At 53.3% G+C, this 13836-nt stretch carries 11 protein-coding genes; 3 read left to right on the plus strand and 8 right to left on the minus strand.

Translation table 11 applies throughout. From position 1 onward, the window contains the following. Positions 1-107: 107 nt before the first annotated feature. Positions 108-734 carry a PEP-CTERM sorting domain-containing protein gene (locus tag KI809_RS13700; protein WP_214172128.1) on the minus strand — a complete coding sequence of 209 codons (627 nt, stop codon included), beginning with the start codon at positions 732-734 and terminating at the stop codon, positions 108-110. 447 nt (positions 735-1181) lie between these two features. Here KI809_RS13700 and KI809_RS13705 point away from each other — a divergent pair, with 447 nt between their 5' ends. Then, on the plus strand, positions 1182-1835 hold the full coding sequence (locus KI809_RS13705; protein WP_214172129.1) for a YiaD family glycine zipper/OmpA-like lipoprotein: 654 nt from the start codon (positions 1182-1184) through the stop codon (positions 1833-1835). A gap of 99 nt (positions 1836-1934) precedes the next feature. On the opposite strand, the gene KI809_RS13710 is transcribed toward KI809_RS13705, so the two are convergent. From KI809_RS13710 to KI809_RS13735, 6 genes are all read right to left on the minus strand, one after another. Then, the gene (locus tag KI809_RS13710; protein ID WP_246559426.1) at positions 1935-3506 is read right to left on the minus strand and encodes a methyl-accepting chemotaxis protein; all 1572 of its coding nucleotides are present in this window, start codon (positions 3504-3506) and stop codon (positions 1935-1937) included. 275 nt (positions 3507-3781) lie between these two features. Then, positions 3782-4264, minus strand: coding sequence for a HyaD/HybD family hydrogenase maturation endopeptidase (locus tag KI809_RS13715; RefSeq protein ID WP_214172131.1), 483 nt, complete (start codon positions 4262-4264; stop codon positions 3782-3784). A 2-nt stretch (positions 4265-4266) separates the two neighbouring features. Beyond that, positions 4267-5946, minus strand: coding sequence for a nickel-dependent hydrogenase large subunit (locus tag KI809_RS13720; protein WP_214172132.1), 1680 nt, complete (start codon positions 5944-5946; stop codon positions 4267-4269). 144 nt (positions 5947-6090) lie between these two features. Continuing rightward, positions 6091-7377: a Ni/Fe-hydrogenase cytochrome b subunit gene (gene hybB / locus KI809_RS13725; protein ID WP_214172133.1), complete on the minus strand. Its 1287-nt coding sequence runs from the start codon at positions 7375-7377 to the stop codon at positions 6091-6093. Next, positions 7377-8312, minus strand: a complete 936-nt coding sequence (hybA, locus tag KI809_RS13730) for a hydrogenase 2 operon protein HybA (protein ID WP_214172134.1) — start codon at positions 8310-8312, stop codon at positions 7377-7379. The genes hybB and hybA overlap by 1 nt, the downstream gene beginning before the upstream one ends. After that, a complete protein-coding gene (locus KI809_RS13735) occupies positions 8296-9411 on the minus strand; it encodes a hydrogenase small subunit (RefSeq protein ID WP_214172135.1) in 1116 nt (371 codons plus the stop codon). The genes hybA and KI809_RS13735 overlap by 17 nt, the downstream gene beginning before the upstream one ends. A 227-nt stretch (positions 9412-9638) precedes the next feature. On the opposite strand from KI809_RS13735, the gene KI809_RS13740 reads away from it, so the two are divergent. Next, positions 9639-11003 (plus strand): sigma-54-dependent transcriptional regulator, encoded by a 1365-nt coding sequence (locus KI809_RS13740; protein ID WP_214172136.1) that lies wholly within the window; start codon positions 9639-9641, stop codon positions 11001-11003. Further along, complete coding sequence (locus KI809_RS13745; RefSeq protein ID WP_214172137.1) at positions 11000-13009, plus strand: cache domain-containing protein; 2010 nt, start codon at positions 11000-11002, stop codon at positions 13007-13009. Before KI809_RS13740 ends, KI809_RS13745 begins: the two co-directional genes overlap by 4 nt. Here the strand turns inward: KI809_RS13745 and KI809_RS13750 are convergent. Further along, positions 12989-13618, minus strand: a complete 630-nt coding sequence (locus tag KI809_RS13750; protein WP_214172138.1) for a LemA family protein — start codon at positions 13616-13618, stop codon at positions 12989-12991. The two genes, KI809_RS13745 and KI809_RS13750, sit on opposite strands and share 21 nt — an antisense overlap. Positions 13619-13836 lie beyond the last annotated feature (218 nt).

The following is a 13836-nucleotide window of genomic DNA, read 5'->3' on the forward strand; positions in this document are numbered from 1 at the left end:
AAGGGGGATAGGTTTAACCTTACCTGCCTAGACTGGCAAGAGCAGTATATCCCTATTCCCCCTAAAATTATTGTTTAGATCAGTTGAAACTGCTTATAAGGGCATGCTTATCCCCGTTTTTTTCGTTTCCAGATTGCCAGGCCAGTGAGCCCGGCACTAAGGAGCAGAATCGTTGCAGGTTCTGGAACTGGTTCAGAGTTGGTTGTTATACGTAATTCGGAATAGTCGATTGAATATCCGTCAGAAAATTCAGGGGTGTTAATGTTAAGCAGGATCGTATCGAAACCGGTCAGCAGGTTAACGGGAACCGTGAATACAAAAGTTCTGACTTCCTGAAAGGCATTTTGGGAACTATTTGTAGTAAACTGGCCAATATTTGTTCCATTGAAAAAGACATTCCACGGGCCACGATCATCTGCTATACCTGCCGTTAAAATTTGCAATTCCGCGCTAAGCGCAGAACCGGCAAGGGTGTAACTGTGATTGTAGGTCGTCGCCACATCCGCATCCCATTTATCGGTGAAAGCCGGATCACCTGCGTCCTGATAGCTGCTGGGAAAACCAAACACCCCGCCGAGTTGAGTCTGCCACAAAGTGCCATCAGCGCAAGAGCCGCCTAAGCCGAAACAGTCCTTGTCTCCAACCATGCTATCAATGGTAGTTGCCCCTGCGAGGCCTCCGATTGATAATAGTACACAGGCAAATAAAGGCACTAATAATTTTGATAACCGCATGAAATCCCCCTTGATGTCACTTAATATAACAGCTCTAATATGCAAGCAATAGGCGTGCCGCTGGTAAAATGCTAAAAATTTCAAGTAATTGCTGTTTGTGAAGAGCGGTGAATATTAGTAAGTGTAAAGTTTGCCGACATTAAGGGCTGGCTGGCAACTTAGCATATTGGGGAGTTTTGTCCGTTTATTGCGAAATATATGTCTCGTTAACTAGGTTTTGATTTGGGGTTGTTGTGATTCATTGCATTCAGTTTATCTGTTCCGAACGATTATGATTAATTGAATTATATTCAGTAATGTTGTCGGCAAATTTTACACTCATCAAACGCAACAGAGAATTTCGCCAGGCGAAAGGAGGAGGTTTCCCAATATTTAGATGTTGCGCAGACCACGGCGTGTGTTATAAAAATTAGCCAGATGTATCATTTTTTTAGGAGGATTATGCTCATGAAACGCTGCGCCATCCTGATACTCGGGTTGACCCTTACTGCAGGCTGTGCCACGCAGCCGATGACCAAAACCCAGAAGGGCGCTCTGATCGGCACTGGTACCGGTGCCGCAGCCGGCGCGGTTCTCGGTCAGGCAATCGGCAGGGATACCAGCTCCACGCTTATCGGGGCCGCTGTCGGTGCGGCAGTTGGCGGTATTTCCGGAGGACTGATCGGCAATTACATGGACAAGCAGGAGGCTGAGATGCGTCAGGCGCTGTCCAATGTGGAAGGGGCTTCGATTCAGCGGGACCAGGATGTGCTGGCCGTTAATTTCAAGTCTGACGTGATGTTCAGCACTGGCTCTGCAGTCATCAAGGGAGGCGCTCAGGATGAACTTGACCGAGTGGCCAAGGTTTTGAACCGGTTCCCGGAGACCTCGGTGCAGATCGCCGGATATACGGACAGCACCGGCACTGCCGCAGCAAACCAGAAGCTTTCCGAAAAGCGGGCCGATGCCGTCAGGACGGCCCTGGTTGCCCGTAAAGTCAGCCAGGCCCGTCTGGCAACGGTGGGTTACGGTGAGAATAAGTCGATTGCTGACAACGATACCGAGGCCGGTCGGATGATGAACCGCCGGGTGACGATCACCATCATTCCGAACCAGCAGTAGCTGGATGCCACTATCATATAGAAAAGCCCCGGTCTTTGGCTTTTCTGTTTGGCCCGCCTCACAATCTCTGCCAATTGCATTTATGCGACGTTTTGGGAGCTACGGAAACCTTGGGTTTTTGTTGAAGTGCTGGAAGCATGATTCAATGCGTTGTGTCTGCGAGCTTGAAAGATTCACAAATTCCAGCCCAAGCAGGGTGTTCTCCTTCTCCGGTCTTATCCACACCACTCGTGCCGTCACCCTGAGTGGGGTCTGCCGGTCATATTCCTCCAAAGATTTGAAGGGGGTCATGATGTCAAGCTCGACCTTGCTTCCGGAGGCAACCTGAACGCTGCCGGGCAGCCGGAGCTGCATCCCGGAGACGCTGAAATCACTGGATATCCCTTTTAATGCTTGTCGCAGATCATCGTTCTTGAGCATTACCAGCAGGCTATTTTGGGCGCGCGGGTTGCGCCGGGCTTCGTGAACGCTGTTTGGCGTTATTGTCGAGGTTGTGTCAAAGGTAAAGCCTGACAGCAGCCTGTTGAACTCATGGGTCAACTTGTTGAGGTCCGCACTTATGGTTGCGGTAACGCCAACTTTTGCGCCGTTGTCGCTAATGGTGAAAAATAGTGATTCAAGGCTCTGCTGGAGAGCAGTCAGTCTGGTCATCTGCGATTCGCTGACTTCCGAGATCTTGAGGTTTGAGCCGGTCACTTCCCGGACACTGGCAACCATCCTTTCAATAATGGCGGCAGTAGCGTGCGATTTTTCTTCCGTCACATTTACTCGCTCAACCACCCGTTCCATGGTCTTGGTATTCTGACTGGCCTGGGCGGAAAGTTCATTGATGATCCTGGAGATCTGTTCCGTCTCCTTGGCGGTCCTTGATGCCAGGTTGCGAACCTCGTCAGCCACTACAGCGAAACCACGCCCCTGTTCTCCGGCCCTGGCAGCTTCTATTGCAGCGTTCAAGGCCAGCAGGTTTGTCTGGTCCGCAATATCGCTGATGCTCTCGATAATGGTATGGATCTGCTCACCGATCCGGTTGAGTCCTTCTGTTTCCTTAGCCGCACGATTAACTTCATCAACGGTCAGGCGCAGTTGGTCGATGTTCTCTCGCGTCGCCAGTAACCCCTGTTCTGCTTCACGTTCCGTTTCAACCGACATTGACCGCATTCGCTCAGCCAGTTCCAGGACCGTTTCAGAGATCAAGCGTACTTCCGCCGTTGCGGAGGAGACATCTTCAGCCCGTTTCTGCTGTGCCTGGCTGGCCCCGGAGATTTCATTGGATATCTCGGCAATCTGATAGGAGGATTGCTCCATCTGGAGGCTTGCCTCATTGATGTTTTTCAATACATCGATCAGGTTGGCAACCATCATTTTCAGGGACATGAGAATGCTGCTGATTTCATTTCTGCGTTTGACTTCTACTTCTCGGCTCAGATCCCCTTTTGCCATGACCTGGAGGTGATTGATGGTGCGGTTTATGGCAGAGGTGATTGCCCAGATGTTTATGCCGCCGAATATGGCGCCAAGCCCTATGAACAGGGCAGCAGCAGCACCCTGGAGCACCAGTGAGTGCAGTGTCCCGGCAATGGTTGCGGCAATTATGCAGAAGCTGTAGCAGGTGCATAGGATGATGAGTCGGTTCCTGATGCTAATGTTCAGATACCAGTTCCATAATGCCATCACGATGATTGTCCTCCGTGCGCTGATTCCATGCCGGTGCTATGGGAAAAGCAAAATATGCAGGTAGCGCCGCATAGTGGTCATATCGGATTGTTCAATCTTAACTAAAGATGAAAAGGACAATAAACAGCTGCTTATTCGTTAAGTTGCGGCAGAGGCCATTTCATAAGGCAAGAGACGATGGCAGGCGTAATGGAGGAAACGAGGAGATGACATGGTGAAAAGAAGAAGGACGGGAGTTGCAGGGAACTTAGCCCTGGCAACTCCCGTGGTAGCTATGGGATGTCTGTTATTTCATGGCCTGCGGCTCTCAGCTCCTGAACCACGGTATCGGCAAGTTTCGGCAGCAGGGTGGCCAGAATTGGCGATAGCTCCACACCTGCCTCATAGGACGCCGGGATGACACCGAACAAGGTTACCGTATCTGGGGTTCTGCCACGAAGGTCGGAGAGGGTCAGTACCTCCTGGATGCCGATCTGATGCGGAGACATCTTGATCGGCAGTTTGCCCAGCAGGAACTCTTCCTTTTCAAAGCGGAAGACATCGCCCGGTTCCCCTTTGGTGTCTACAACATCAACCAGGTAGACCCGGTCGGCCTCTTCAAGCAGGTGGGTGACCATGATCCCCAGCGTGCCGCCGTCGTACAGTTCGACATCTTCAGTGAAAACATAATGATTCTGGAGATACTGGATGAAGTGAACACCGAAACCCTCATCAGAGAGAAGCAGGTTACCCGCGCCAAAGACAAGGGTTTTCATGGTTACATCACCTTTACTTTCGTAATTTCTTTGCCTTCCGGATCGATGGTATGGACTGCACAGGCGATGCACGGGTCAAAAGAGTGAATGGTGCGAAGCACTTCCAGCGGCTTGTCGGCCTGTGCTACCGGGTTACCGACCAGTGACGCCTCGTATGGCCCCAAGACCCCCTTGTCGTCCCGAGGAGATGCGTTCCAGGTCGAAGGGACAACCGCCTGGTAGTTCTTGATCTTGCGGTTCTCAATCACGATCCAGTGAGAAAGTGTGCCGCGCGGCGCCTCATGGAAGCCTACCCCTTTGAAGTCTCCCTTGGGGATTTCCGTATGGTTGGCGTAAACCTTATCCCCTTTGCCGACATTTTCCACCAGCTTATCCAGGTATTCAAGAGAGTAATCAGCCATGAGATGCGCCCTGACCGCCCTGGCTCCGAGCCGGCCCATGGTGGAGTGCAGGTCGTTTACTCCCACCCCGATCTTGCGGCAGGTATCGTCCACCAGCTTTTTCACCTTGGCGTTGCCGCCGGCATAGGCTGCCAGCAGCTGTGCCGGAGGGCCGACCTGAACCGGTTTGCCGTTCAAGCGGGGTGCCTTGCACCAGCTGTATTTACCGTTGTCCTGGAAATCGGTGTATTTCGGCTTGGTCTCGCCTTCCCAGGGGTGGAGCGTCCCGTTCCCTTCGTACCAGGCGTGCGCTACGTTTTCCTTGATGTTGGCGATCAGATCAAGATCCTGGTGGTTGGTGATAACCCTGGCCCCTTTGACGTCGCCATTCGCAATAATGGCGCCGGGGAGGGCGAACTTGGTGTTCTTGGTGTCTTCGGCCATCTCCGGCACGGCAAGATAGTTGACCACACCACGACCGTATTTGAACCACTCCTTGTAGGCAGAGGCAATGGCCACCATGTCAGGATAATAAACCTGCTGCACGAAATCGCGGGTCTCCACCATCAGCGCTCGCATGGCAGCGATCTTTTCCATGTTGATGGTGGCGAGGTTTTCCATGTTGATCGCCGTTGCTACCCCGCCGACGCAGAGGTTCTGGATATGGGGGTTCTTGCCGCCGAGGATGGCAACAGCCTGAGCTGCCTTGCGCTGGTAGTCGAGCGCTTTCAGATAATGGGCCACCGCCATCAGATTGACCTCAGGCGGCAGTTTCATTGCCGGGTGTCCCCAGTAGCCAGAGGAGAAGATACCGAGTCGGCCGGTGTCAACTAATGCTTTGAGTTTGTCTTTCACTGCTTTGAATTCGGTTTCGCTGTTCCCTGGCCAGTCGGAGATGCTCTGGGCAATCTGGGCGGTTTTTTTCGGATCGGCCTTGAGCGCCGAGACTACATCCACCCAGTCGAGAGCCGAGAGGTGGTAGAAGTGGACGATATGGTCCTGGACTGAATGCTGGGCCATGATGATGTTGCGGATGTACTGGGCATTGAGCGGCACCTCAACCTTCAGGGCATGCTCAACTGCGCGGATCGAAGAGATCGCATGAACGGTGGTACATACCCCGCAGAAGCGCTGGGCATAAATCCAGGCATCCTGGGGCGGGCGCCCCTGAAGAATGGTCTCTATGCCGCGCCACATCTGGGCTGATGACCATGCGTTATTGACGCTGCCGCCGTTAACTTCAACATCGATTCTCAAATGACCTTCAATTCTGGTTATCGGGTCAAGGGTTATGCGTGCCATTAATCACTCCTTTGGCGGTTTCATCAAAAGCCCATTCGGGTTGTTGCGCTCATCGTGCGATGCCCGCTATTTTGATCCTTAGTGCTTTTTACTAGCCCGCTGATTTTGTATTCGTTCCGAATTGCTATGCCGTTCGGTTGCTTGTTATGCCTTCTGAGCTGCTTCTTTGGTAGCGTCAAGCTGTTGCCTGGTATGAAGCCGCGGCAGTACCGGCAGGATCTTTACGATCACCTGATAGCCGAGAATCTCAAAGGCAACGATGCCGACAGTAATCATCAGTTCTGCCAGGGCCGGGAAGTAACGCCACCCTTTACCAGGATTGAAGCCGATAAGGTAGACGTTGAAGCGGTAAAGCGCGCCACCGACCACAATCAGGGCGGCGGAGACAAAGAGCCAGCGGATCGACTCACGCCTTTTGCTGCTGAACAGCAGGAACGACCCGGCAGCGATCAGGCAGAACTCCAGCAGAAAGAATCTGGAGTAAAAGTCGAATGACAGGGCTTTAGTTAGTTGGCCTCGCCAGGCAAGATCGCCGACAACAACGCTCAGCCAGATGCCGGTCAGCCAGGGGATGATCTTTGCCAGCCCGGAGAGTTCCTTGGTCTCGAACGGGCGCTTGAAGGCGTAGCAGGAGATGACCGATTCGAGAATCGCGATTGAATAGCCGATGTACATGCAGTTGATCAGGAACAGCAGCGGCAGGAACCCGGTGTGCCAGAGCGGATGGAGCTTGGTGGAGGCGATCAGCAGCAGGGAGCCGAGTGATGACTGGTGCATGGTCGGCAGGGTAATGCCGAGAACAATGATAAATATCAATACCTTGTCAAGCCGCGGCTTGAGCCAGGCAGCGCCTGCCTTGACGAAATCGAGCTTTTGCTGAAGCGCTTCCTTGTCCGGCGCGATCCTGGGGTTGAGCCAGGCAATGATGGCCTGCGCTTTCTCCCACTTGGTGTTTTCCAGAGTGGTGAGGATCGCCGGCAGGAACTCAATGGCCAGAACCGTGGTATAGGCCATGACGCAGAGGGCAACCTCGAACATTGCCGAGTTTGCCTGCCACTGGGAAGGGATGAAGAAGTTATAGGCGTTCCATGGACGGCCAACGTCCACCATGACCGAGAAGCCGGCAAGGCCGTAACCGAACATGCTGGTGAGGATTGCCGAGCGGATCATCGGGTGATAGTGCATCCGGTTCCGGATGTAGACCAGGATCGCCATGGCGTATCCGCCGCAGGCTATGGCTGTGCCGGTTGCCACGTCGTAGGTGATCCAGATACCCCATGGATAACCGTCGCTCATGTTCGAGACTGCCCCGATCCCCTTGATAAAACGCAATGCTACCAGGAAGAAGCCGATCAGTGTCAGTACCAACAGAACGATAAATGACGGGGTGAATATTTTTGCCTCATGTTTTTGGTACTCGCCGTGGCCCATCAGGCACCCCCCTGCTTGTCAGTATCTTTATGATGATCCGTCTCTTCCGGGCCGTGCTTGCGCATGTTCTTGACCGCAATCCAGCACAGGGTCCCGTAAAGGGCTACCGGTGCTATAAAACCTTTGTATATGGTGTGTTGGATCTTTTCCGAAAATTCTGCCGGAGCTTCGTCTTTCAGTACCGGCAGGCCGAGCTTGTTGAACTGCATGCTGGACAGATACAGATGGTTGGCGCCGCCCACCTCTTTTTCACCATAGATATGGTTCAGATATTTACCGGGATTTTCACGGAGTCTCTTTTGGGCCTCTTCCAGGAGGTCGCCACGCTTGCCGAAGCTGATTGCCCCGGCAGGGCAGACTTCAGCGCAGGCGGTGATCCCTTTCTGGCGCAGGTTGGTGTTCTTGCAGAGATCGCATTTGACGATCTGGGGCAGGGCCCGGTCCCACTGGAACTTGGGGATGTTGAAGGCACAGGCGACCTGGCAGTAACGGCAGCCGATGCAGGTATTCTTGTTGTAATCTACGATTCCGGTTTGCGGATCGCGAGTCATGGCCGCAACCGGACAAACCGATACGCATGAAGGCTTCTGGCAGTGCATGCAGGAATACTTGACGTAGGACCAGTCGCGCTCCGACTCCTTGAACAGCTTGATCAGGGTTCGGGTGCTGCCGGTAAGGTCCTGGGGGGCATCCCAGAGACCATCCGGGTCAAATGAGGCCCGTTCGTATGATAAACTGCCGTAATCGCCATTGACGCGCTTGCAGGCAGCCATGCAGGCTTTGCAGCCGACACATTTCGTCGCATCGTAAAGCATTGACAGGGTGTTGTTGTTGACCTTCTGGTGCATTTCGGAAGCAGATGCCTTCCCTGTTGTCAGGATTGCCGCACCTGCTGCCGCTACCTTCAGGAATTGACGCCTACTGGTCTTTTTCATGCGTCTCCTCCTCTTTGTCCGGAGAATCCGGCAGCTTGCGGGCAAGCATGGCGCCGGCGCCGATTGCCGCTCCTGCTGCAAGACCGATTACCCCGGTAGTGAGAGGATCCGGTCCTTTACCTTTCTCTTTGAGGTCAACCGGTGCATAGCTGTCGAACGGCGTAGGCTCATGGATCTGGACTTTATCGGCAATAGCGGTCTTGAACAGAATATCCGGTTCCGTACAGCCGATGCAGGGATGACCGACCGATACCGGCCAGACCCCGACATCGTTGAAGCGCTGCACCGAACAGTTGGCGTAGGTTGCAGGGCCTTTGCAGCCGAGTTTGTAGAGGCAGTACCCCTCGGCATGGGTCGGGTCGCCGTATGCCTTGGCAAAACGACCGGCATCGAAATGAGGACGGCGCTCGCAATGCTCGTGGATCTTTCGGCCGTATGCGAATTTGGGGCGTCCCAACGGATCGAGTTCCGGAAGTTTCTTGAAGGTGACGTAGTACAGTACCGTGGACAGGAAGTTGTACGGGTTGGGCGGACAGCCCGGAATATTGATGATCGGCTTGTCCTTGACAATGTCCTTGACCCCGACCGCTCCGGTTGGGTTCGGTCCTACTGACTGGATTCCACCGTAGCTGGCGCAGGTGCCGATGGCGATAATGGCAAGCGCTCCATCCGCAGCCTTCTGCAGAGACTCCAGGGCGGTTTTTCCCGACACCTTGCAGAATATGCCGTTCTCTTTGGTTGGAATGGCTCCTTCGACCACGAGGATGTATTTCCCCTTGTTGGCCAGCATTGAGTCATGGAGTGACTTCTCTGCCTGGTGCCCGGATCCGGCCATCAGAGTTTCGTGGTAGTCGAGCGATACCAGGTCCAGAATCAGGCTGGAAATCGTCGGATGCGTCGAACGGAGAAGTGACTCGGAACAGCCGGTGCACTCCTGGAAATGAAGCCAGATTACCGCAGGACGGTTGTCGTCCTTCTGTGCCGCTTCGGCAATCCTGGTGACCATGCCGAACGGCAGACCGAGCATTGCCGAAACCGTAACGCAGGTCTTGATGAAATCGCGCCGGGATACCCCGGAAGCACTGTTTTGCTCTGCCATGTACCCTCCGAACAGCCTTGATATAGTGTAGACATGTCTACATGTAAACGAAAATCAATCCACTAGGGCAACCAGTGTGCCATGTTTGTGTATATTGCGGAACTTGCCGGAATTAATGGTTTATGATTCCTTGCTAGTGTCGAGATATGTGCCAAAATGAAATGGTTGTTGCATCATTTTGACCCATATTGTATCGTTTTGATGCAAGGGGAAGGTAGGGTCCATTTATGAAAACAGTGTTCATCTGTGACGATGAAAAAGACATTCTGGTGTTCCTGGGCAAGCTTCTGAAGGTCAACGGCTATAAGTTCGAGGCGTTCGATTCGGCCCTTTCCCTGCTGACCCGACTTGAGGCCAGTGATCGGTCCGGCTGCGATGCGGTGCTGATGGACGTGAGAATGCCGGACCTGGATGGGATTCAGGCGATGAAGCGGTTGAAGCGCCGCTGCCCCGATATCCCGGTTATTGTGATGACCGGGCATGGGACGATAGATGATGCCGTGCATGCCATCAAACTTGGGGCTTATGATTACATTACCAAGCCATTCCCCAAGGAAAAGCTTTTGGGGGTCCTGGAACGTCTGTTTGATCACGCCCGCCTGGCTCGCGAAAATCGCGAGCTGCGTGAGGAGCTGCATCTGGCCTCGCCTAAAGGGCCGATTGTTTTCAAGAGCGCGGCATTTCGGGCTGTTTACGACCTGACGCTCCAGGTAGCGGCAAGCGACGCAAACATCCTGGTTACTGGTGAGTCCGGTACCGGCAAGGAGCTGATAGCCACGGCGGTTCATGACAACAGCTCACGAAAGGGGAAACAACTGGTTTCGGTAAACTGCGCGGCCCTTTCGGATACTCTACTAGAAAGTCAGCTGTTCGGTCATATGCGCGGTGCTTTTACCGGGGCAGTGATGAGCCAGAAAGGTCTACTGGAGGAGGCGGATGGCGGCACACTCTTTCTTGACGAGATCGGCGATGTCAGCCAGGCCATTCAGGCGAAACTGCTGCGGGTTATTCAACAGAAGGAGTTTATTGTCGTTGGTTCCACTAAGCCGCGTTCCGTTGATGTCAGGTTCGTTGCCGCAACCAATCGGGATCTGATGCAGGAGGTAAAAGAAGGACGTTTCAGGGAGGATTTGTTTTATCGGCTTAATGTTATCGGTATTCCGCTGCCGCCGCTTCGCGAAAGGGTGGAAGATGTTGAGCCACTCGCCCAGCACTTTTTGGCCATCTACGCCTCCCGGATGAAAAAGATGGTGCGCTCGATTTCAGATGAGGCCATCCGTACCCTTATGAATTACGACTGGCCGGGTAATGTCAGAGAGCTGGAAAATGTCATTGAGCGAGCGGTGATTCTGGCCAAAACAGATACCCTCACTGCCGATCTGCTGCCGGTAGGGGCCAGAAAAGGCGACGGACTGAAGAAGCAAGCTGGTCAGCTGGTTCCGCTGGATGAGATAGAGAGACGTCACATCCATTCGGTCTTGCTTGAGACCGGTTTCCACAAGAGCAGGACTGCCGAGATCTTAGGAATTTCCCGCAAGACGCTCGATCGCAAAATAGTTGAATATGACCTTACCGATCCGGGCAATACATGAAAAGCCTCCGTTACTCTATTCGCCTGAAACTGACTGTTGCCACCATGGTTCCGCTGGTGGTCGCCATAACTCTCTGCTGGATAATCGGTGCAACGCTGATTACCACCAGGATCTTTGCCCAGGCACAGAATAAAGTCAAAACCGACCTTAATGCGGCACATGAACTGTTTCTTGCCGAACAGGCCCGGACCGGAGATATCATCCGGCTCACCGGCCTCTCGCCCGAATTGTCTGACTCTGTAGAAAAGGCAACCAGCAATTCGATAGCTGTTCAGTTGCATGGAATCCTTCGCAATGAGCGCCTTGCCTTTTTGACGGTTGTCGACCGTTACGGCATGGTCGTGTACCGTGCTGCCAACCCCGGAATTAGCGGGGATTCTCTCGCAACAGTCCAATCTGTCGAAAAGGCCCTTAGTGGGGCGGCATACAGCGGTGTGGCGGTTATTGCGGCTGATGTGGCTGGTAAGGAAAATCCTGGCCTTCCCGAATTGATGAAGGTGCAGGTCAAGGACACTCCGCACGCCAGGACTTATGCCAAGAAACTGGAAGACCGGGGAATGTTTATCGTGGCGGCATCTCCGCTCAAGACCGCGGCAGGGAGGACTGTTGGCGCGGTATATGGGGGAAAGCTCCTCAATGGGGACAACTCGTTGGTTGAAAGGATAAGCCGGGTCGTTTTCGATCGGGGCGAGGGGGGAAGTGGCAATGCGACCATCTTTATGGATGATGTCCGGATTGCTACGACCGTCATTGATCAAAGCGGCACCCGGGTCATCGGCACCCGCATGTCCGAAGAGGTGTATGGCGAAATTATCAGGGGTGAAAACTGGACCGGCAGGGCTTTTGTCTACAATGCCTGGCATCTGTCTGCATACGAGCCCATTCGCGATATCAACAACAGCATTGTCGGCGCCCTCTACGCGGGCACGCCGGAACAACCGCTGCTGGAGGTTCGTTGGCGCATTCATGCCATTTTCACCGGCGTCATCATGTTCGTTGCCCTGCTTGGTTTCAGCACCTCGGCGTGGATAAGCTCGCGTCTTTCCCGGCCGATAAAGGCACTGGAAGAAGGGGCCAGAAGGATTGCCTCAGGGGAAAGCCTTCCGGATATTCATGTTGATACCCAAGATGAGATCGCTTCTCTGGCCAATGAGTTTAATGTTATGAAAAAGCGGCTGCAGGTGCGGGAAGAAGAGATCCTGACCCTGAACCGAACGCTTGAGCAGAAGGTGGTTGAGCGGACCGCGCAACTTGAAGCCCAGGGTGCGCGGTTGCTGGAAGCCCAGGCGGAACTGGCCCGTTCCGAGCGGTTGGCTGGTTTGGGGATGTTGTCCGCCGGGGTAGCCCATGAAATCAATAACCCGCTGGCTATTATCAGGGGAAATGCCGAACTGTTACAGTTCTCGAATCCTGTTGGTTCCGAAAACAGTGATGAGGTAGTTACCATAATGCGCCAGGTTGCCCGGATTGAGAGAATCATCCGTAACCTGCTTGTCTTCTCCAGGGGCACTGAAAAGCGTATTGCGCAATTGTCGCTGGGAGGACTTCTGGATGAGATTCTTGACACTGTTCACCATCAGCTCCAACTGGACAATTATCAGGTGATGAGGGAATACCGGAATGTCGTGGTGCATCTGGAAGGTGACGAGGACCAACTGCGGCAGGTCTTCACCAATCTGATCGTAAATGGTCTGCAGGCAATGGCGCAGGGGGGCATTCTCACTATCGGTTTTTCGCAGGATACGGAAGGCAGTGTTTGCCGAGTCACGATTTCAGATACCGGTCCCGGAATAACTCAAGAACAGATGGAAAAGCTGTTCACTCCATTCTTCTCAACGAAACGGGGTGGCACCGGATTGGGGCTGGCTGTTTCCTATGGCATAGTGAGGGACCATGGTGGGGACATTTATGCTGAGAGCACCGCGGGAGAGGGGGCCACTTTTACTGTCGTGCTTCCGCTTAAACAGGGTGGTTGCGAGGGGCAGTCAGTTGGAGGCGATGGTTAACTGGTTACACTGTGGGATTGCGGAGCCGATGTGGACTCCGCGATTAACGACAACTGCCACCTTGGCTTTTTGCTGAGAACTAGGCTGGCTGGGCATAACGTCAGGGCCCCAAAGGTCGGCAACTCTGTAGATCAGGCTTTGCTTCTTGACGGCATGCTCATGCAGCGTGCGGGTGTAATCCTCATTTGCCGAAGATATCCGGTTTTCAATGCTGTCAAGACTGTTATGGATGGTGCGGAACTCCGGATCTTTCATGAGCCTGGGGTATAGATCCTGAGAGACAACCAGTTTGGCCAGGGCTGCGGTAACGGCTTCCTGTTTTTCCTTGAAAACGGCTATTTCCTTAAGGTCTGAGGGATTGTTTGGCGTACCACTTGTGGCAGAACTGAAAGATTGGGCCAGCGCGGCCAGTTCTGCGGAATTGTCCACCTGACTGCTTGCTTTCTGAAGATAAGGCCCGAGCAGAGCGAGTCGTTGGAGATAGGCTGCTTCCACCCTCAACCATGCCTTGACAACGGCATCATCATCTTTGTTCAGATTGTCAAGCATGCCGGCTGATACTGTGAAAAAGGCAACCATGGCCAAAAGTGCAATATACCACTTGTTCATCTTTTTCCCCTTTAGCGGACTGGTTCGGAATTGCTTCGGCTTAGTGGTTTATCGTTATGAGTAGATAATTAAAATATACTCAAGCAAAAAATATTCCATTGGGCTATGTGAATTAATGTATGTTCATCGATCTGCGGTTTGACATAGCTTAGTTAATTGACATCGGGCATGCTGCCGTTAAGATTTCTGTCATTTGGCCAGTCGGTAGAGCTATTAGA

The organism is Geoanaerobacter pelophilus (assembly GCF_018476885.1).
Lineage (GTDB): Bacteria > Desulfobacterota > Desulfuromonadia > Geobacterales > DSM-12255 > Geoanaerobacter > Geoanaerobacter pelophilus.